Raw genomic sequence first — 17684 nt, forward strand, 5'->3', positions numbered from 1 at the left:
CAATTCCTCCTTTTGGTTGTACCTCAAGGATAAACAGAAGTTATAAACAAAGTGTGAACGGATAAATTTACAAATAATTGAAACTATCATGCTAGTAAATGCGTATATCGAATTAATCCACATCAACCTCGGAGGTATATATGCATCAAATCACGAGTTATTTCTTTCTGTACGCAAAAATCGTCCTTACGGATAAAGTTCCATTTCTTTTAACGATGGGACTCCCGCTCGGTGTCGCCCTCCTTTACAGTCCACCGAATATCGGTACGATGACGTCTGCTGAATACGCCACGTATTTGTCGTACTTTTGGGTGTACATCATCTTGGCGACTTATTTGAACGGGATTGCGCTCGAACTCGCACGAATGCGCGAATACGGTCTCATGAAGACGTACGTCATGATCTCCGGCAACAAATATACATACATGTTGGCCATCTTATTGGCCCAGCTCTTGTTTGCCGCAATCAGTCTCCTACTCTTCACAGTTGTCGTCACGCTCGTCCACGGTCATTTTACTTTCGGTTTGCTCGCGAGCCCAATCCTGCTATTACTCGCCAGCTTCCCGTTCGCGCTCGGAAGTGTCGTCTTGACGCTTCTGCCGGTGAAAGTATCGAGCTTGATGAAATTTGCGAACATTCTCACCTATCCGCTGTTCCTTTTAGCCGTCAAACAGCCAGATGTCTGGTTCGGTTATGCCAATCCGTTTTATGCCCTACTTCAACTGTCGCTTGCCGTCGTTCATGGTGTCACGCAAGTCGACGTCTCGTTTAACCTGATTACGACAATTCTCTCTCTTGTCGGTTACGTCATCGTCGGCCTGTTCGCGATGAATCGCTTCAACCTCGTCTCATCCGTCACACGCTAGGAGGAAATGATGAACATTCAAAACTTGACCTACTTTTATCCGAAAGCAACACGTCCCGTGCTCGACGACGTCTCATTCACGCTACATCCGAATAAACTGAACGTCTTGATTGGCCTGAACGGGGCCGGGAAGACGACGTTGTTTGACTGTATGACAAGGACGCTCCCAGTCGACCGGGCCTCGCTACAACTCGTGCCATCGTCTGACATGCTGTATTTAACGCAACAGATTTTGTATCACAACGAATTAACGGGAAAAGATCTCACGTACTTCATCGGACGACTTACAAAGCGGCCTGACTTCAAGCGACTAGCGACTTATGTCAACGGACTCACGACCGCCCGGGAACAAGAGCTGTTCGAGCACCTGTGGAAGATGAAGCTCGGCAAAATGTCGGTCGGAGAACGCAAGTGGCTATTCGTGACATTGCTCGCCTCGGTCAAACGATCGCTCTACTTGTTCGACGAACCGACGAGCGGCGTCGATCCGGCGTCACGCATCAACATCATGCGCCATTTACAGCGACTCGTAAAAGACGGTCGGACGTGCCTCATCTCGACGCACCAACTGCATGACTTATCCCAGCTCGAGTCCCATGTCATCTTCCTCCATAAAGGTCGTGTCCTGTATGAAGGAGACTTCCAAGACTGGTTGCGCGCGTCCGGGACGACCGACCCCGACGAAGCGTTCGTGAAGATGGTCGAAGGCATTCAAGATGATGTGGCGGTGATAACGTGAATGACTTGTTTTGGGAACGACATCGCTTCAAGTTCTATAAAATCGACATGGTCATTTGTGGCTGTTTAGTCGGTATGTTTTCATAAGAAAACCCAGCTTCTGACGAATCAGAAGCTGGGTTTTAGTCTTCCATCCAGCGATAGACAACCATAAAACCAATCCACGTTGCACAAAACGTCAGAACGATGTTAATCAGTTGCCACATTCCATCTGTGAGGTGCATTTATTTATCTCCTTTGACGTCGTTACCGATTCATCTGAAGAATCTCGTTCACATCGTATGTGTACATCGAATCGACTTCAAACACGTCGGTCCCTTCCATTCCTCGAGTGAAAAGCATCTCATCGTCTTCTCCGACCCAAACGTTCACCATCGCTTCCATCGTCGATTCAGACAAATTGTTGACGGTGATGACGTAATCTGGAAGACCTTCGACTCCCTCCTCAGACAGTGGACTCGTTTCAATCACCTCAAGGAATCGCGCAATCTCTGTCTCGTCGCTAAGTACGTCACCTGAATAAACGATCGTACTCTCATCTACATACGTCCCGACAACGAGTTCGCGCCCATTCTCGCTACATGCGTTTAAAAATAGCAGAAACACAATCAGAAAAAAGACTAGTTTTCGTCTCATGCGTCTTCACGTCCCTTTGATTAATTGAACCGATTCTTTGACGCATCGCGATGCGCCGTCCGCAACTCATGGTTCGTCACATGCTCCGGGTCAATCAGTTCAAGCTTCCGGTTCACCCAGACCGATAAGAAAATGAACGGGATGAACAAGGCGAGAAGCATTCCCGCGAAGACGAGGAGCGAGCCTTCAATCGACCAGGCGATGGCGATAAAGATACCCAGCAAGATGACATTGGCGAGCACGATGCCGAATTCGAGACGGACGAACTTTTGATAGCGCGCCTCGTCGTTAAAGGTGAGCAGTAAGTTCATCCGGTGCCAGGCCCGATATAAACTCGGCAACTGGGTCGCCATGATGATGACGGCGAACGTCGCCACTTTAATGTCTTGCGTGAAAATGAAGTAAAAGGCGATCCCTAAAATCGCGAACGTGAGCAAAAGCGCCGTCCGGTTCACGTTGCGGTCGTTCTCGACCATTCGTTTCAGTCGTTCCTGCTTTTCAATCATATTTTATCCTCCATTATGATGTCTTTCGTGTGCGGCGCTCGAGTTGCGCTTTACTGAGTTCGGTCCCTGTCACATGCTCTGGGTCAATCGTTTTCAACTCACGGTCGATTCGGAACCCCAACGTCATGAACGTGATGAGTCCGACAATAATGACGATGATGAATGTAAGCAATGTGATCCATCCAAGCATCGAACTCGTAATCAATAGCAGGAGAAACACGAGATTCCCGACGGCCAAACCAAATTCGGACCGTACTTTTTGTTGATAACGGGCATCGTCGTTGAACGTGAGCAACAACTTCATGCGGTGCCAGCTTTTATAGAGCATCGGGAATTGTCCGACCAAGATGATTGGCAACAAGAGCAAAACCTCTGTCGTCATAAAATAAATGATGAACAGTGCAATGAACCCGAATGTCGGATACAGCGTCTGTTTTTGTCGCTTCTGGTCATTTTCAATCATTCGTTCAAGTCTTACCGTATGGTCAACCATCAAATCCCCCTCATTAAATCTCATTACCTTTTTTTACGAAAGAGAATAGCAAATAGTTTCACTCGACTCAAATATCGTTGTCGAGAATGTACATCGTCTCTTCGTAACGTTGTTTACTATAGGCGTCGTCTTGCCTGTGGAGCGTCTCAAAAAATGCTTCGAACAGTTGTTGATTTAAAGGCTTCCGTCGAATGATGACTTCTTGAATGACGCTTGTCGCCGTATCTCGTAACAGCTCGTGATCCATCCATGTTAACAGTTCACGAACGAGTTCGTTCGCTCCGAGCGAGTCCACTTCATTGAACCAAACAACCGCACCGTGCAGTTTCTCTTTCGGTTCTTCGCTATAAAGCAGACGTCGTGCATCGTCCAAGAGTGACTGCCTCTGCTTCACTTCAGCGACCGGTTCTGGAATCATTTCTGCATGTACTCCCATGTCGACCGTCGTGAGCGCTTCGCTAAATTGACTGAACGAGTCGAACAAGACATCAATCTCTTCCGTATCCGTATCGATATAGGCAATCTTTGGCGTCGCTCCTTCACGGTAATCGAATGCGAGAAAGAAGTGTCCGTCGCCTGCGAAGGCGATTAACCGGTCATCCTCGACACCCCATTCCGTCAACAAGGCTCTCGATTCGATTAATCCTTTGTGACGCCCGACCCCAGAAATTGAGTCGACGAGGGCGATGTCATCTTGTCCATTCCATACAATCGGCAAATCGCGCTGTTCGACATATCCCCCGTTTTGGATACGAATCTCCTGGAGATAATCGTCCGGCAGTTTCACCCCGAGGTGCCCTTCCACTTCAATCAATACGTCGTCCGTTAATACGGGCAACCGGTTCGGGTCGTCCGGTATATCGTTCCAAATGATCATTGTTCTCCTGCTTTCTTCATTCGTCTGTATTGGCGAATGTCTTGATTCGTCACATGCTCTGGGTCAATCTTTTTGAGTCGCTCATTCACCCACCATTCAAAATATAGGAATGGTAAAACGATTAGCGTACCAAGCAATGAATACGTTACGTTTTGAAAGTTTTGAATGACTGTGCCCCAAACAAATATAGCGAGCCCGATTACCGTCATGAAGATGAATAAAAAGTTGATTCGAACATATCGGCGATACAGCTTATCCGAACTAAAGCGGAGCAATAGCTTCATCCGCAACCAGCCCCATAAGACCAGTGCTGCGTAAATGACTACAAAGGCCGCGAACACTTGAACGTTCGTCAACGTATACCGACTATGAAGATAGAATGAGCTTAAGATGATGACGGCGACTAGCAGACCAAACAAACGAATCGATACTTGTTCAAGTCGCACCAATTGAAGCAAGCGATTTGTATGCTCGACCATCACTTCTCGTCCCATTTCCGTTTCATCTGCTCCCGCTTCGTCAACCCGAACAGACTGTCGACGACGTGCTCGTCATCGATGCGGAGCAATCGTTTGTCGATCAACGTCGCAGCCAATAAATGGACGACCAATATGCTGGCAAGTACGCTGCTGAGCGTCGATAGTTCAAAGAAGTTTAATTCATGTCCTATCATTAAACCGAACATGCCCCATAACATCGCGATGTCCCCAATCCCTTTTACTCGAATCAATCCTTGATACGCACGATTGTCATTGAACGACAGCTGCGTGCGCGTCTTTCTCCAGGACATATAGCTAAACGGCACCGCAATAGTCGTGACAAACAGAAACATCGCACTATGAGTTAGCGAAAAATTCCCATAAAACCATAGTCCTGCGGCTAAACCAATCAGACCGATTCGAAGCGCCGTGCCCATGCTAGACTGCTTTTCAGCCAATCCATATAGTTCTTCAGTCCGTTCTTTCCGTGTAATCATCCAATCTCCCCCTTTGAAACCAAATCCATCCATGACGCGTATATACAACTAGCATACCAATTATTAGAAGGGATTTCGATGGATATCCTCATTTTAGCCGTCTTGCTCGGCGTCGTCGGTTTTATTGTGACCCGTTCCTATACTTTATATCCGTCATCGTTCGAGGAACGCTCACTCATTCAACCGAACGGCTCTCACACGACAAAATGCCCGCATTGCCAAACCGTCGTGATACGGCAGGAACACGGGCAAACTTGTACGAACTGTCGTAAATCATTCTGAAGATCAACCTACTTGTTTTACCTGTTAGCGTGCCGCCACTTTCTTTCCACTCAACTGGAACAACAGCACCCCGCCGACGATCAAGACGATGCCAAGCGCCGTCTTCCACGTGAACGGGATCGCCTCAAGTCCAAACCAGCCGAGCGTATCCCACAGCAAGGCGAACAAGATTTGCGATACCATGACAATCGAGATGGCGTAACTCGGACCGAGCTGCTGGACGCTTTGCGTCACGCTCATGACGACACCGACACCGATGATACCGCTGAACCAGTACCACGTCTCCATGTCACGTAAATTAAACAGGGCACTCCCTTCACTCATCAATCCGATGAGTAACGAGGCGAGAAAACCGAGGGCGAGGACGAGCGTCGTAGTCGCCCATGCCCCGACCCGTTGTTTCACGTTGGCGTTGAACGTATTTTGTACACAGACGAGCATGCCGCCCATGACCGCGAGCATCATTCCAAGTGCCATTGTCGTTCCCCCTCACTCATAAATACTCTCCCCTGCGACAGCGATCAACCCGGCGCGATCGATGATTGCGATCGACCGACGATCCCGTTCAATCAATCCTTGCTCGACGAAGCGTTTGAGCGTCCGATTGACGTGACGATAACTCGTCCCGATCAAGTCGGCGATATCGGTCAACTCATCGACCGTCGACCCGAGCGCACGCTCGTCCGGCGTCATCGACAACAAGTAGCTCGCGAGCCGGACGTCGACCGGGTAAAACAAGTTGAAACTCATCGACTGCGACTTCAACTCGAACTTTCTCGTAATCTCTTCTAGCAGGTAATGGAGCCACGCCACATCGTCCGCCGCGTGCCGGGCTAAATCGTCGAACCGGATGACGAGCATCTCGACCGACGTGACCGCCTCAACCGTATTTAAGTACGGAGTCCGGCGCACGTATTCGATGTCACCGATCAAATCGAACGGACGTTTGAACGACAGTACGAGGCGTTTACCCGTTGCCGACGTATGCGCCACGCGAATCTTGCCTTTGACGAGAAAATGAAGGTGGTGCGCGTCGTCACCTTGGGCGCAAATCGTCGCACCTGGCTCGTAACGGACGAGCGTGAAATGTTCGTGTGTCGCTTGTGGCAAGACCTGCAACTCCAGTTGCGTCAAATAGTGTTCTAGCATCCGGTCCCCTCCTACCATTTCAACAAAATGATGCCGGCGACCATCATGGCGACACCGAGCAATTGTGACACGTTCAACTCTCGGCGTACCATCCCGAACCAGCCGCGCCAATCGATGACGAGCGCGAGGGCGAGCTGCGCAATCAGAAACAAGGAGATTGTCAACGTGACACCGAGCTGATGGACGGCTGTCATGTTGCTGAACAAGATGAGGGCTGCGAACGCGCCACCCGACAAATAGAGCGGGTGCACATGTCGCATCTGTTTATACGTCCGGTCACGCACAGCCAGCATGATGAGCAGCGCCACGATGAAGCCGGTCATCTGCGTCAGCGTCGCGGCCTGCCACGTGCCGATCTGTGAACTGATTCGTGCGTTGGCGACGCTTTGCAACGTTAAAAAGAAACCGCCGCTGATGGCGAACAAGACTCCGCGCATCGTATCCCCTCCTTATATGTTATGACAAACGGATCATCATGATGCCGAGCACCATGACGAGCAAACTGACGAGTTGAATCCCGGTCACTGGATTTTTGGCCGCACCGAACCAACCGAACCGGTCGATCAGCAGACTACCGCATAATAATCCGACAATGACGATGACGACGGCGATGCCGGTCCCGACCATCGGGACGATCAAGACGTTCCCGCCGATGAAGAGCGCGCCGATGATCCCACCAAGCCAAATCCACCACGGTTGTCCCGATAGCCCGCGCCATTCGACGCTCGGCCGTAGGATGAGTAAGACGAGGAGAAGTGTGACGATTCCGACGACGAACGAGACGAGCGCGCCTTTTAGCGCAGACTCGAGCACAGTCCCTAAATAGCCGTTGATGGCGGTCTGCATCGCACTCATCATCCCGGTCCCGATTCCGAGTAAACGCCAGACGTTCAAGTTACCGGTCTCCACCCGGTTCGCGATGACAAATTTTCCACGGCGACGATTGATCCAGTCTGTGAGTGCGACCGTCCCGACGACCCCTAGTAAAACAAGCAAGGCCCCAAACACGCGCCACGGTGTGAGGACGCTCACGGTCGAATTGAACCAACCGAAGTGATCGATTAACAGCCCCATCACAATCTGTCCAAAGATCGGCATGATGACCGTCTGGACGCTGCCGAGCCGTGGGAACAAGAGGATGTTCCCCGTTAAAAAGATGACCCCTAACAAGCCGCCCGACCACATCCAGATCGGCTGTTGCTGAAAGATTGACGAGTCGAACCCGAATCCTTGTCCAGAGACAAGAAGGATGAGCGATAAAAAGGTCGTCCCGACCGCGAATGATAGGAACGAAGCGACAAACGGTGACCCGACGATCGAACGCAGACGCGAGTTCACGCTCGTCTGTATCGGTAGTAAGATGCCGATCACGAGTCCAATAATAATGGCTAACATATTTCATTTCCTCGATTCTATGATGTAGTGCAAGTGATTATCTCAATGTACATCTCACTCATCTAAAGTATAAAGGACCGATGTCCTGAATCATAAAAAGACGAGTCCCGTTTGATTAGGAACTCGTCTTATGTTCGGTATTTCGTTGTTCTTTTGCTTTGCTCAACACTTTCGCGGTGACATGGTCGTCATCGAACATCAAGATGAATCGATCGAGCCAGCGTGGGGTGAGGATACTGAAAACAATCAAACTGACAATGAGTGCCAGCAGAACTTGAATCGAAACAACACCTGCATGATAGAAAGCGAACAGGCTCAAAATCGCGACGAATCCGATCCATTCGAACACGAAGCCCATGTAGACCCATCGCTTGTAGCGACGACTTTCGTTGAACGTGAGCAAGAGCTTCGTCTTACGCCACTCCAAGCACAAATACGGGAAATAGGAGACGAACAGGACAAACGGGAGCCACGCCGGTGCCATATAGCCGACGACGACCGTGGCGACGAGCCCGGCCATCCAAATCCACCACCGCACAAACCAATGGGTATCGTCTTGTGCGAGCAGCTGGTTAATGCGTTCTTGTTTTGTCAAACCGGTCATAGGACACCTCTCATAAAATTCATAATTTTTCGTGTCGGTTGATCTAAATCTATCTGTTTGAGCTATTGTTATGTCGCTCATCTTGCTTAACATCAGTACTAAGTCCATTTTCTCGGAAGCAGATAAGTGCGCAAACCATATGAATGAGCATAATTTGTTTTTTCGTAAAATAGCACAAAATGACTCGATTTTTATATTTAGTCAAATCAGTCTACAGCGGTATTGTATCATTTTAGAAAACTATGGTTAAATTTTATATATAAATAGATGTTAAAGGATGTGGGCAATTATGAAAAAATTAACTTTTCTCATTTTAGGTTTCATCGTAATCGTATGGATTGGTGTATCAGTTTCGTTACCTCCTAAACTCGAGGCGACCTCTGATGACGGGCATTGGAAAGCCGAGTACAATGTCGGGCACTCTGCAAAAGGTACATGGAAAGGTGACCTCTACTGGAAGAATGTAGAGGGGAAGATGACATCTCTTGTTTTTTATCAAGACGGAGACATTTTAACAGGCGATTTAGTATGGTCTCCTGCAGAGTATGTTGATTTAAACACCTTGAATCAAACCGAGTTTATTTACTTAGGCGAGAAACCTAAAAAGGATGCTACATATACGTTACATATCAAGTGGCTAGAAAACGGTAAAGAGTTTGAGCAAGTCCTAGACTTTAATGAAAAAAGACGACTGTTCGTCATACCTAGACTGGATTAAAACCAACGTAACACTTTTCAAAAAAATGTAAATCACTCCTGATACGTGATATATTTAGCTTCGTTTCGATTGATTATTTCGACACCATTTTTATAGCCATACACTTTGAAATTACCTTTTCCTATCTCGTATATTTCGTACGTGTTATCAGGCTCGTCTTTAAAAATCACTTCAGCAAAATATTCTCCCGTCTCGGAGTCCCTCATGATCTCTCTTGTTAAAATTTGTTGCTGATAATTGCTTTCTCTTAGGTAGGTATCGATGGTTTTAGAAAACTCTTGCTTCTCGTCATAGTGACTATGCTTGTATGTCAAAGCCCCCGTCACCGTGGCGGTTAAGACTAAAAGCATAGTAAACGTATAAAACGTTCTTTTTTTCATGATTCGCCCCTATCGATTTTGATTTTATGTCCGTCACATGTGGAACACCCTGACACTTTTTAAGTGAAGACTTATTAGAGCCATCTGTCAAAAAGTGCTTGCTTCGGGAAACACCTTATCGCAATCCCCTACTTGTCGCAAGCTCTGTCCGAAGCGGTTGCGACGCATCGAATCGACACACTGCCGCACTATAACGCTTGTACAAATATGTCAATAACAGCGCACAAGCGACGAGCATCATCCATAGCCACCAAGGAGCCATGAGTTTGTAACTCAAGACACTTGCGATGATGAATACATACCACCCGACAAGAACGCGATACATACCAAATGCCAGACGTTGTGCATCTGGTTGCTTTGAAAGCTGTGCGAACACCTTGCCCTCTTTCCACAACATCCTCACTAATCCAACTGCTGATACAATCATCAATCCGGTCCATAACCACCATGTTTGTTCAGCGAGCAACGCGAAAAACAAGAGCGCTGGGAAAGGGGCAAACCATGCCTCACGCGACCGTTTATGATGTTCACGATACATGTTCATTTGATGAATCCGTTCTTGTTTCGTCATACCATTTCATTCCTTTTCTAATCATTGATTCCGTCAAGACGGCGCTTCAGTTGCTCGCGATTGGCTTTTGCTAACATACTGGAAGTAACATGTTCAGGGTCGAGTTGAAGCAGCTTCCGGTCAACCCAAAATGGCCATAACACAGACGGCGGTGCCCCGATCACCATTGCCCACATGAGCCCTTCACGGTTCATGTGGCCCGTCAAAAACAAGGCGACAAGACCGAACAATAAGACGAACGTGAAGCAGAGCATCGAAAAATTCAGTCGAATGAGACGCCTATACATCGGCTCGTCATTGAATTGAAGATATGTACGCGTCTTTCTCCATTCGAGGAACACAGTCGGGACTAAACTGACTACCGCGATGACTCCCGAATAAATCGGATTCATCAGAAAGTAAAGCGCTGCCCCGAAAATCAACACACTACTCGTAAACATCATGCGCCGATATGTTTTTTCGATTGGTACGAGTTTCTGTAATCTTGCTTCACGGTCCATCTGTCTCCTCCTTAGTCTCTAACGTTGTCGAGTCGAATCTCTTTAAGCATCGGATGCTCCGGATCGATGTCGCTCAATCGCTCGTCTTGTTTTCGAATCAGGCGGTAGCCGCCGTATAGTACACCAACCGCCACACCTAAAATCCAGGCGTACATCCATCCGAGTTTAATTGTCAGCGCAAATGATAAAATGAATATGACAAACAGCGTAAATAGAGATCCGTTCCGACGAGCGATGATGATTTTAGCATCCTCTCGCTCGGTCAACTTGGCCTCGACCCGATTCGCCTTGAAAAAGCTTCCGCCAAGCAATAACAAGCAAACGAACACCCCCGTCACGTACCAACCGTTCCATGAATCTGAACGAATCAGCCCGACGGTAAAAAACGACATCGGAAACGTGATGAGGCCTTGAAGCAATGCCATTTTCACGTTCGATTTATAGATGACGTTGATGCGCTCTTGTTTTGTCATCTATTCACCTCACCACCCTCTCACTTCACGCCGCATCGGCTGCTCTGGGTCGCTTTGTCTCACTTTTTCATCAAATGCCCGTTCTGAAACCGAGAGAATGAAAATACCGACTGTAAATCCGATGAATGGCAACCAACTAACCGCCTCTAATTTCAAAAGCCACGGAAATACGAGCCCGACGAAGAGGATTAACACATAATCAAGCGCATATTGCATCGATATAAAACGTTTCGCACGGGTACGTTCCGTGAAACTGCTCATGAATCGATACTCACGTTGAAGGACAGATCCGTACAGGAATGTCGTTAAGACGAGCAGGCCGCCGTAAAGTAACTCTTGCGTATTTGTTTGTAACAACAAAAAGACCAATATACCGCCGGGAATCGCAAAGGATACACGGAGAAAGAACCACTTCCGGTTTTCTTGCTTCATTTTTTTCAAACGCTCATGTTTGTCCATAAGATACTCCTTTAGTTGTTATCTATATACATACTAATCACGTGCTAAATCTAAATCGCGTTCGTTGAATCTCTCGACGGGTCGGCTGCTCATCATCTATCCATTCTAGCTGTTGATCAAGTTTAAATTGAGTAAACAAAATCAAGATGGCGCTACCCATAAACAAAATGAATGGACTGAGTGTCAACATACTGAATCGCATCATAAGCGGGAAAATCACAGCCATGATGAAGGCGAACAAATAGTCGAGCTTGTATTGGATGCCAACTACCTTTTTAGCTTGCTCATTCGGTGTAAGGCTTTTAACAAAGCCTGATTCTCTTGAGAATAAAACATATGCCGCAATCGTCAGTGCTAGGAGCATCCCTCCCATTAGCCAGGGATTCGCCTCTGTCTGTAAAAAGTAAAATACAAGTACACCAGTGGGAAGCGCAAAGAAAAGTCGTAATACTAACCATTTTGGATTCATCGTTTTTACTTTGCGTAATCGTTCTTGTTTACTCATATCGTTCACCTCTTCTGTAATTATACGTTTCTCCGTCTCAAAAAGTTCCGTATTTTTACATTTTTCTTGTCGGTCCGGTTTGCTTGACCAGATTCAAATCCCGTCTTATAGTTTAGTTAACTTAACTTTATTTAAAAATGAGGTCTCCTTATGAACTTGCTACACAATTCCCGTTTCATTTTCACTTGGCTGTCCGGCATGACGCTGACGCTCGGCTTTTCCATCTTCTTTTTGAGCATGTCGTGGCTCACAATCGATGTGTTGAAACAACCGGCCCTGCTCGGAATCATCATGACGGCCGTTTCGTTGCCGCGCGTGATCATGATGGTGTTCGGCGGCGTCTTCGCCGACCGCTATCAAAAGAGTCGTCTCTTATTTTTGACGAACCTCGGACAAGGTGTCTTGATGCTTGTCGTCGTCGCGCTGCACTTGGCCGACGCTTATTCCGTGATCGTCTTAATCCTTATCTCGATCGCGTTCGGACTATTGGACGGCATGTCGTATCCGGCGCTGTCTTCACTCATCCCGTCTCTCGTCAAAAAACACGAGCTCCAACGCGCTAACTCGTTATTCCAAGGGTCGCTCGAGCTCATGTTCGTAATCGGTCCATTTTTAGCCGGTCTTCTGTTGACGTGGGGCGGCTTCGGTCTTAGCTTTAGTATGGCGGCTTCTCTCATCTTTATCTCTGCTTTCTTGATGATGCCGCGGCTGATTCGAGACCATATTCCAGCGGCACAGACGATGTCGCTCAAGCACGTCTTCTTTGATTTGAAAGAAGGAATCCGCTACGTCTCGAAGACACCGATTTTGCGAAGCGGTACGTTCTCGATTGCAATCGTCAACTTGTTCATTATGGGACCGCTCATCATGAGCATCCCGATCCTCGTCGGCGAACGCGGTGGCACGGCGTTCGACTTGAGTTTGATTGAAGGTGGGCTCGCCGTCGGGACGTTCGTCGCAAGTTTTCTCGTCTTGTTGCTGCGGTCGGTCCACCGCGGCCGCTTCGTCTTCCGCGCCTTGTTTTTGACGATTGTCGCATTTCTCTTCTACACGCAAGCCGAGTCCATCCCGATGCTCGCTTTCGCAGCGGCCATGAGCGGCTTCATGTTGATGCTCGTCTACTTGCCGGCAGTCACACTCATGCAAGAGCATAGCGACCAAGACAAAATCGGTCGCGTCATGAGCATCATGGCACTCGCCGCATCTGGCCTAGAGCCGATCGCGTTCGCCATTCTGTCGATTCTGGTCGCGTTATCCGTTCCGATTCAAACGTTACTCATCTCGTTTGGTATAATCGGTTTAGTATTCAGTATCGTGTTATACGTACGGAGCGAGACGTTCCGTGACACGCGATGAAAGGAGAACGACCATTGAATGACACACGCAAACAACAAGTCATCGAGATGTATCGTCAAATCGACGAGCTCGACTTGCTGTTCACCAAATACTTTACCGACTTGAACGAGTTTGAACTGAGTTACCAGCAAGAACAGATGTTGCTGCTCTTCAAACGAAAAGACACATGGACGACGACCGAGATCGCGACGAAGATGAATATCTCAAAAAGTGCGGTCAGCCAAGTACTCAAGGTGCTCGAACAACGCCAGTTCGTCCAAAAAGAGAAAAATCCGGACAACTTGCGTGAGAGCTTCATCCGGCTCGGTCCGGTCGGCCTCGACTACTCGAAACAAGTCGACCGGATTGAAGAACAGCTCGCCGAAGAGATGTTCTCCGTGCTCGAGGATGACGAGATGAAGATGATCAATCGCGCACTCGCGTTGATGATTCAGAAGTTCAAATAAAAATGCGTATCGTCCCGACTTGGGAGGATACGCATTTTTGGTTAGAATTGCTCGACGACCCGGATGGCAGAACGGAGCGCACCTTCGATATGACCGCCGAACAAGGAGTCCGTCTCTGTCCCAGCGAGTGAGAGACGTCCTGCCCAAGCTGGGTCGAGCGCGATCGGCTGATAGACAGGGAAGTCGGTTAACGGCTGGGCATCTCGCGAGTTTGCCGTGTCACGATCACTCGACCAATCCATATACAAGACGTCACGCGGCTCGCGCCCTTCTTCCCCGAACAGTCGGACGAGTTGCTCGACGACGAGACGGTTGAGCTCGTCCCGGTCTAGTTTAGCCCGCTCAGCGGCGGATAAACGGAAGAAGCCAAATAATGCGGCAAGTCCGACCGGCTGTGAAGCGTCATGAATCTCCTGCAACACCCCGGACCAACTCATACCGAGGCCCGATAAGCCGGCATCTCGCCAAAACGGACGGTCGTATACGGCGAGCACTTTCGCCTGCCCGGCCATCCACGTCGGTGTAGCCGACAGCTTTGCCTTCGTCGCTTCAGACAATTCCGGTTGAAACGAAATGCGTGAGACGAGTCGAGGCGGGATCGCTAACATGACGTGTTGGAACGTTTTTGACGGTCCTGCTTCGACCGTGACCGATACCCCGTCTTCTGTTTGGTGAATCGACATGACAGTCGTCTCAAGCTGGATTGTTCCTTCTGGAAGTGTGGCAGCGAGCGCTGTCGTCAGTGTCGCCATGCCGCCCTCAAGTCGCATCGATAGAACGGTCTGTTCGGGTGGCAACGTATGACGCTCGATGACGCCAGCTTGTCGTTCGAGCATCAAGTCACCGATTGCGTATTGTGGGAACGCCCTAAGTCCGAGGCGTTCGACGAGTTGTGTGACCGTCTTCTCGGTGTCCGGCCAATACCAGGTCGGGCCGAGGTCGAACCCGTCTTGGCTCAACACCCGTCCCCCGATACGGTCACGCGCCTCGAACACGGTGACATCATAGCCTTTCTCGGTGAGGAGCGAGGCAGCGTACAGTCCACTGACACCCGCTCCGATAATAGCGATGGAACGATTCATTGAAATACTCCTTCTTTATGTGTGGTGTTCCCATTATACTGAAAAAGACTTATCTACATCATCTGAGCGAACCGCTCGGGAAAGGAAGGTTCAAGTGCAGCGTTTGTTTTATTATCTCTATTTCCCGTTCATCTGGTTGATGCGTTTATTGTATCGGTTTATCAAAACTGAATTGACGATGACATTTGCACTATTTATTATTGTGACCCCGTTGATGGTTTTAATATTGGCTGACTTGCTTCCACTACCACTCTACTTGAAGATATTTGCTTCGTACTATGTCCCAATAGGAATGTATACACCGTTTCATTATTTCGATTCAGACGTCAGACGGCGACGTACCAAGCCAGGATATGTTCCGCTTCATGAGCGGTAATGTCTAAGAAAAGATTTACCAACATGTCCAATACAATCAAGACGCTACTTTATCCATTTCTTGTAGGCATTCGCCTGTTTTCTCGATTCAAAAGAGGTAAAACGTTCATTTTTCTTCTTATCCTTCTATGTATGTTCTTATTTGAGGGCTTATTGTTTTTTGAAATCATCTATATTCCCTTTTTGCTTAAGTCATTGATTCAGCTATACGTTTTGGTAGGAATGCTTCATGTCGAATTTCATTTTGAAGACTATGTAGCCGAAAATGGAACACCTTGAACAAAAAAGATACGTGACAAAAAGGAGAAAAGACTATGGAACTCGCAATCCTCTCATTTCTAAGTTTATTTATGTCTTTCTTACCAATCTTATTAATTCTCATATTTGTCATAGCGATTATTCGATATACGCAGCGGCAAGAAAAACGTGCTATTGAACGCCTTGAAGCCGAACGCCAAGCGGCCTTGCTTCAGGAAGCTCAATTTAACGTGTTAATGGAACGCCTCAACCGAATCGAAGAAAAACTAGAAATGCATACCTGAGGTCGACGTCATTCGGGAGATAGACGAAAGGGAGTAGCGCGCGCTACTCCCTTTTTCATCGTTTCAATCAGTTAAAGAAACCGACTTTTCCTCGTTCATACACTTTATGCGTGACGTGCTCTGGGTCGATGTTGGCAAGCCTTTGGTCAATCTTAGAAGATACAATCCATCCAATCACGTAGAGTCCTGCTGCAACAACGCTCAAACCAACCTGCTCCGGATTTAATAGCGTTGTCAGCATCAACAGGCAATAGATTGCAATAAGGCCCATGGCCACCCCAAACTCAAGGCGAACTAATCGCTTATACGCAGAGGACGAGTTGAACCGCAGTAATGTGCTCGTCCGCGCCCAAATCTTAACAAGAAAGATGGAGGGCACCAGGAGCACAAACCAAATGAGTTCAGCAAGTTGCCGTTCCCCGGTCATCAATAAGATCGCTCCAACGACCGAGACCAAGGAAAACAAAATAGCCGCCTGTCGTGTCGAGCGCTTTCCTGAGTGATGCATTTGTTCAAATCGTTCACGTTTCGTCATATTAGGTTTCCTTTCTTACGATTACTTCGTTTATATTCAAATTGATTGTCATGCAAAGAAAAGAGGGTGTTCATGAGTCCTGCACAAACTGAAATCTTGGTCTACTTCCGACTGTTAGCCGACGATTTCTCAATCGAAGATGTGACGAATCGGCTCGGCATAATTCCTACAGAAACATTCAAACGAGGAGAGAACAGTAAACATTCGTCTCATCCTAACGAATATACATCGTGGTCACTTGGTACAGGCTATCAACCTTCATTTGATGTGAACGAGCAGCTTCAACACATCATTATGCAACTTCGTGGCAAAGAAACAATTTTAGATGCCATCTATGCCACGTATGACGATATGCAAGCGCGATTCATCATTGTGATCGTGATGGAAGAAGGACAAACACCAGCGCTCGGCTTTGATTTGGAGACGATACAATTCGTCCATCGGATCCGTGCCGAGTTCGATATCGACTTATATGCGAATCCGTATGAAGAGGACCCCGATTTCAAAGACTGAGTACATGAAACTTATGACGATCAAATTCGAACCGTTTCCGCCTTTATTCAACCGCTTTAAACGGAACCGGCGACGACAAATTGATGAGCGATGACGGCTGCCCGTATGCCATCGATTCATCGATGAACGTCTCGAGCGTGCGTACGTTCTCCGTCACGACTTTGACCAAGTAGCTGTATTGTCCGGCGAGACGATTCAGACGAAAGCAGTACAGGCCTTGTAACGGGCCGTACTGCTTTTTTCTTGATGTTAATACCGTCTCATCAAAATAGTTACTGTAACGTTATTCACCAGTTTCTTCTTTATAGCCACTAATTAAAAATGGAATCTTTAAGTTCGCAAGTTTCATTAAGAAATCTGGTTCAAACTCTAGTTTCACATCAACGTGATAGACGACACCTAAATCTATATAGATATTATCGGCTCCACAAGAACGAAGGGTATCGATATGTTCCGTAAGAGTGTCCACCATCCAAAAGAGACCTATATACGGATTTTCCATTTGTTGAAATTCCAGTGGTGGTTCAAACGACGCATCGCCGTGCGTAGCAATCCGTTTTCCTATGCGCTCCACCTCCCCGACTTCGGTCTGGGTATAAAATTGAATGCCTGTTTTTTCTGATGCGACGCGAGGTGAGAAATTCTTTCCGATTAAATGGCAAGGAATCATAAATTGATCGGATGGGATATTCATTACGAGCTCCCCAC

At 47.8% G+C, this 17684-nt stretch carries 27 protein-coding genes and 1 pseudogene; 7 read left to right on the top strand and 21 right to left on the bottom strand.

Translation table 11 applies throughout. The features are described from left to right. Positions 1-140: 140 nt before the first annotated feature. Together KNP77_RS09730 and KNP77_RS09735 are read left to right on the top strand one after the other, a co-directional pair. Positions 141-866 carry a hypothetical protein gene (locus KNP77_RS09730; protein ID WP_070329057.1) on the top strand — a complete coding sequence of 242 codons (726 nt, stop codon included), beginning with the start codon at positions 141-143 and terminating at the stop codon, positions 864-866. Between the two features lie 9 nt (positions 867-875). After that, the gene (locus KNP77_RS09735) at positions 876-1604 is read left to right on the top strand and encodes an ATP-binding cassette domain-containing protein (protein WP_214890435.1); all 729 of its coding nucleotides are present in this window, start codon (positions 876-878) and stop codon (positions 1602-1604) included. 245 nt (positions 1605-1849) lie between these two features. Here KNP77_RS09735 and KNP77_RS09740 read toward each other — a convergent pair whose 3' ends face one another. The 11 genes from KNP77_RS09740 to KNP77_RS09790 form a co-directional block, all read right to left on the bottom strand. Then, positions 1850-2239 (bottom strand): hypothetical protein, encoded by a 390-nt coding sequence (locus tag KNP77_RS09740; protein ID WP_214890437.1) that lies wholly within the window; start codon positions 2237-2239, stop codon positions 1850-1852. Between the two features lie 20 nt (positions 2240-2259). After that, on the bottom strand, positions 2260-2745 hold the full coding sequence (locus KNP77_RS09745; RefSeq protein WP_131470302.1) for a hypothetical protein: 486 nt from the start codon (positions 2743-2745) through the stop codon (positions 2260-2262). Between the two features lie 13 nt (positions 2746-2758). After that, a complete protein-coding gene (locus tag KNP77_RS09750) occupies positions 2759-3238 on the bottom strand; it encodes a hypothetical protein (protein WP_214890440.1) in 480 nt (159 codons plus the stop codon). A gap of 67 nt (positions 3239-3305) precedes the next feature. Continuing rightward, positions 3306-4115: an SMI1/KNR4 family protein gene (locus tag KNP77_RS09755; protein WP_214890444.1), complete on the bottom strand. Its 810-nt coding sequence runs from the start codon at positions 4113-4115 to the stop codon at positions 3306-3308. Then, positions 4112-4609, bottom strand: a complete 498-nt coding sequence (locus KNP77_RS09760) for a hypothetical protein (protein ID WP_214890447.1) — start codon at positions 4607-4609, stop codon at positions 4112-4114. Before KNP77_RS09760 ends, KNP77_RS09755 begins: the two co-directional genes overlap by 4 nt. Continuing rightward, positions 4594-5091, bottom strand: a complete 498-nt coding sequence (locus tag KNP77_RS09765) for a hypothetical protein (RefSeq protein WP_214890449.1) — start codon at positions 5089-5091, stop codon at positions 4594-4596. The genes KNP77_RS09760 and KNP77_RS09765 overlap by 16 nt, the downstream gene beginning before the upstream one ends. Before the next feature lie 306 nt (positions 5092-5397). Continuing rightward, on the bottom strand, positions 5398-5850 hold the full coding sequence (locus KNP77_RS09770) for a DMT family transporter (RefSeq protein WP_214890453.1): 453 nt from the start codon (positions 5848-5850) through the stop codon (positions 5398-5400). Between the two features lie 12 nt (positions 5851-5862). After that, on the bottom strand, positions 5863-6522 hold the full coding sequence (locus tag KNP77_RS09775) for a Crp/Fnr family transcriptional regulator (RefSeq protein ID WP_214890456.1): 660 nt from the start codon (positions 6520-6522) through the stop codon (positions 5863-5865). A gap of 11 nt (positions 6523-6533) precedes the next feature. After that, positions 6534-6959, bottom strand: a complete 426-nt coding sequence (locus KNP77_RS09780) for a DMT family transporter (protein WP_214890458.1) — start codon at positions 6957-6959, stop codon at positions 6534-6536. Between the two features lie 19 nt (positions 6960-6978). Beyond that, positions 6979-7917, bottom strand: coding sequence for a DMT family transporter (locus KNP77_RS09785; RefSeq protein ID WP_131470309.1), 939 nt, complete (start codon positions 7915-7917; stop codon positions 6979-6981). Positions 7918-8032: 115 nt separating this feature from the next. After that, positions 8033-8521, bottom strand: coding sequence for a hypothetical protein (locus KNP77_RS09790; RefSeq protein ID WP_214890459.1), 489 nt, complete (start codon positions 8519-8521; stop codon positions 8033-8035). A 289-nt stretch (positions 8522-8810) separates the two neighbouring features. Between KNP77_RS09790 and KNP77_RS09795 the strand changes: the two genes are divergently transcribed. Continuing rightward, positions 8811-9239 (top strand): hypothetical protein, encoded by a 429-nt coding sequence (locus tag KNP77_RS09795; protein ID WP_214890461.1) that lies wholly within the window; start codon positions 8811-8813, stop codon positions 9237-9239. A gap of 32 nt (positions 9240-9271) precedes the next feature. Here the strand turns inward: KNP77_RS09795 and KNP77_RS09800 are convergent, their stop codons facing one another. The 6 genes from KNP77_RS09800 to KNP77_RS09825 all read right to left on the bottom strand — a co-directional run bounded on the left by KNP77_RS09800 (position 9272) and on the right by KNP77_RS09825 (position 12127). Beyond that, positions 9272-9619: a DUF3139 domain-containing protein gene (locus KNP77_RS09800; protein ID WP_214890463.1), complete on the bottom strand. Its 348-nt coding sequence runs from the start codon at positions 9617-9619 to the stop codon at positions 9272-9274. 115 nt (positions 9620-9734) lie between these two features. Beyond that, a complete protein-coding gene (locus tag KNP77_RS09805) occupies positions 9735-10190 on the bottom strand; it encodes a hypothetical protein (RefSeq protein ID WP_214890465.1) in 456 nt (151 codons plus the stop codon). Positions 10191-10207: 17 nt separating this feature from the next. Beyond that, positions 10208-10690, bottom strand: a complete 483-nt coding sequence (locus KNP77_RS09810) for a hypothetical protein (RefSeq protein ID WP_214890467.1) — start codon at positions 10688-10690, stop codon at positions 10208-10210. A gap of 11 nt (positions 10691-10701) precedes the next feature. Further along, a complete protein-coding gene (locus KNP77_RS09815; protein WP_214890469.1) occupies positions 10702-11163 on the bottom strand; it encodes a hypothetical protein in 462 nt (153 codons plus the stop codon). Between the two features lie 9 nt (positions 11164-11172). After that, positions 11173-11622 (bottom strand): hypothetical protein, encoded by a 450-nt coding sequence (locus tag KNP77_RS09820; RefSeq protein ID WP_214890472.1) that lies wholly within the window; start codon positions 11620-11622, stop codon positions 11173-11175. A 37-nt stretch (positions 11623-11659) separates the two neighbouring features. Further along, positions 11660-12127: a hypothetical protein gene (locus KNP77_RS09825; protein ID WP_214890474.1), complete on the bottom strand. Its 468-nt coding sequence runs from the start codon at positions 12125-12127 to the stop codon at positions 11660-11662. A 150-nt stretch (positions 12128-12277) separates the two neighbouring features. Between KNP77_RS09825 and KNP77_RS09830 the strand changes: the two genes are divergently transcribed. Then, positions 12278-13483 (top strand): MFS transporter, encoded by a 1206-nt coding sequence (locus KNP77_RS09830; protein ID WP_214890476.1) that lies wholly within the window; start codon positions 12278-12280, stop codon positions 13481-13483. 14 nt (positions 13484-13497) lie between these two features. Continuing rightward, positions 13498-13929 carry a MarR family winged helix-turn-helix transcriptional regulator gene (locus tag KNP77_RS09835; protein WP_251139020.1) on the top strand — a complete coding sequence of 144 codons (432 nt, stop codon included), beginning with the start codon at positions 13498-13500 and terminating at the stop codon, positions 13927-13929. A 41-nt stretch (positions 13930-13970) separates the two neighbouring features. Here the strand turns inward: KNP77_RS09835 and KNP77_RS09840 are convergent, their stop codons facing one another. Then, positions 13971-15011, bottom strand: a complete 1041-nt coding sequence (locus KNP77_RS09840) for a flavin monoamine oxidase family protein (protein ID WP_214890480.1) — start codon at positions 15009-15011, stop codon at positions 13971-13973. Between the two features lie 689 nt (positions 15012-15700). Between KNP77_RS09840 and KNP77_RS09845 the strand changes: the two genes are divergently transcribed. Further along, a complete protein-coding gene (locus KNP77_RS09845) occupies positions 15701-15928 on the top strand; it encodes a hypothetical protein (RefSeq protein WP_214890482.1) in 228 nt (75 codons plus the stop codon). 67 nt (positions 15929-15995) lie between these two features. On the opposite strand, the gene KNP77_RS09850 is transcribed toward KNP77_RS09845, so the two are convergent. After that, positions 15996-16463 (bottom strand): hypothetical protein, encoded by a 468-nt coding sequence (locus KNP77_RS09850; RefSeq protein ID WP_214890485.1) that lies wholly within the window; start codon positions 16461-16463, stop codon positions 15996-15998. Between the two features lie 72 nt (positions 16464-16535). Here KNP77_RS09850 and KNP77_RS09855 point away from each other — a divergent pair, with 72 nt between their 5' ends. Further along, positions 16536-16976 (top strand): DUF4279 domain-containing protein, encoded by a 441-nt coding sequence (locus KNP77_RS09855; protein WP_214890488.1) that lies wholly within the window; start codon positions 16536-16538, stop codon positions 16974-16976. Between the two features lie 43 nt (positions 16977-17019). On the opposite strand, the pseudogene KNP77_RS09860 reads toward KNP77_RS09855, so the two are convergent. Then, positions 17020-17181, bottom strand: a pseudogene (locus tag KNP77_RS09860) (AsnC family transcriptional regulator); the annotation flags it as partial. A gap of 78 nt (positions 17182-17259) precedes the next feature. Next, the gene (locus tag KNP77_RS09865) at positions 17260-17670 is read right to left on the bottom strand and encodes a hypothetical protein (protein ID WP_214890490.1); all 411 of its coding nucleotides are present in this window, start codon (positions 17668-17670) and stop codon (positions 17260-17262) included. Positions 17671-17684: the final 14 nt, after the last annotated feature.

The organism is Exiguobacterium sp. s142 (genome assembly GCF_018618455.1).
Lineage (GTDB): Bacteria > Bacillota > Bacilli > Exiguobacteriales > Exiguobacteriaceae > Exiguobacterium > Exiguobacterium aurantiacum_A.

Excerpts from the sequence above, each read along its gene's own strand:
- KNP77_RS09730 (WP_070329057.1), top strand. The coding sequence starts at position 141 with ATGCATCAAATCACGAGTTATTTCTTTCTGTACGCAAAAATCGTCCTT.
- KNP77_RS09735 (WP_214890435.1), top strand. The coding sequence starts at position 876 with ATGAACATTCAAAACTTGACCTACTTTTATCCGAAAGCAACACGTCCC.
- KNP77_RS09740 (WP_214890437.1), bottom strand. The coding sequence starts at position 2,239 with ATGAGACGAAAACTAGTCTTTTTTCTGATTGTGTTTCTGCTATTTTTA.
- KNP77_RS09745 (WP_131470302.1), bottom strand. The coding sequence starts at position 2,745 with ATGATTGAAAAGCAGGAACGACTGAAACGAATGGTCGAGAACGACCGC.
- KNP77_RS09750 (WP_214890440.1), bottom strand. The coding sequence starts at position 3,238 with ATGGTTGACCATACGGTAAGACTTGAACGAATGATTGAAAATGACCAG.
- KNP77_RS09755 (WP_214890444.1), bottom strand. The coding sequence starts at position 4,115 with ATGATCATTTGGAACGATATACCGGACGACCCGAACCGGTTGCCCGTA.
- KNP77_RS09760 (WP_214890447.1), bottom strand. The coding sequence starts at position 4,609 with ATGGGACGAGAAGTGATGGTCGAGCATACAAATCGCTTGCTTCAATTG.
- KNP77_RS09765 (WP_214890449.1), bottom strand. The coding sequence starts at position 5,091 with ATGATTACACGGAAAGAACGGACTGAAGAACTATATGGATTGGCTGAA.
- KNP77_RS09770 (WP_214890453.1), bottom strand. The coding sequence starts at position 5,850 with ATGGCACTTGGAATGATGCTCGCGGTCATGGGCGGCATGCTCGTCTGT.
- KNP77_RS09775 (WP_214890456.1), bottom strand. The coding sequence starts at position 6,522 with ATGCTAGAACACTATTTGACGCAACTGGAGTTGCAGGTCTTGCCACAA.
- KNP77_RS09780 (WP_214890458.1), bottom strand. The coding sequence starts at position 6,959 with ATGCGCGGAGTCTTGTTCGCCATCAGCGGCGGTTTCTTTTTAACGTTG.
- KNP77_RS09785 (WP_131470309.1), bottom strand. The coding sequence starts at position 7,917 with ATGTTAGCCATTATTATTGGACTCGTGATCGGCATCTTACTACCGATA.
- KNP77_RS09790 (WP_214890459.1), bottom strand. The coding sequence starts at position 8,521 with ATGACCGGTTTGACAAAACAAGAACGCATTAACCAGCTGCTCGCACAA.
- KNP77_RS09795 (WP_214890461.1), top strand. The coding sequence starts at position 8,811 with ATGAAAAAATTAACTTTTCTCATTTTAGGTTTCATCGTAATCGTATGG.
- KNP77_RS09800 (WP_214890463.1), bottom strand. The coding sequence starts at position 9,619 with ATGAAAAAAAGAACGTTTTATACGTTTACTATGCTTTTAGTCTTAACC.
- KNP77_RS09805 (WP_214890465.1), bottom strand. The coding sequence starts at position 10,190 with ATGACGAAACAAGAACGGATTCATCAAATGAACATGTATCGTGAACAT.
- KNP77_RS09810 (WP_214890467.1), bottom strand. The coding sequence starts at position 10,690 with ATGGACCGTGAAGCAAGATTACAGAAACTCGTACCAATCGAAAAAACA.
- KNP77_RS09815 (WP_214890469.1), bottom strand. The coding sequence starts at position 11,163 with ATGACAAAACAAGAGCGCATCAACGTCATCTATAAATCGAACGTGAAA.
- KNP77_RS09820 (WP_214890472.1), bottom strand. The coding sequence starts at position 11,622 with ATGGACAAACATGAGCGTTTGAAAAAAATGAAGCAAGAAAACCGGAAG.
- KNP77_RS09825 (WP_214890474.1), bottom strand. The coding sequence starts at position 12,127 with ATGAGTAAACAAGAACGATTACGCAAAGTAAAAACGATGAATCCAAAA.
- KNP77_RS09830 (WP_214890476.1), top strand. The coding sequence starts at position 12,278 with ATGAACTTGCTACACAATTCCCGTTTCATTTTCACTTGGCTGTCCGGC.
- KNP77_RS09840 (WP_214890480.1), bottom strand. The coding sequence starts at position 15,011 with ATGAATCGTTCCATCGCTATTATCGGAGCGGGTGTCAGTGGACTGTAC.
- KNP77_RS09845 (WP_214890482.1), top strand. The coding sequence starts at position 15,701 with ATGGAACTCGCAATCCTCTCATTTCTAAGTTTATTTATGTCTTTCTTA.
- KNP77_RS09850 (WP_214890485.1), bottom strand. The coding sequence starts at position 16,463 with ATGACGAAACGTGAACGATTTGAACAAATGCATCACTCAGGAAAGCGC.
- KNP77_RS09855 (WP_214890488.1), top strand. The coding sequence starts at position 16,536 with ATGAGTCCTGCACAAACTGAAATCTTGGTCTACTTCCGACTGTTAGCC.
- KNP77_RS09865 (WP_214890490.1), bottom strand. The coding sequence starts at position 17,670 with ATGAATATCCCATCCGATCAATTTATGATTCCTTGCCATTTAATCGGA.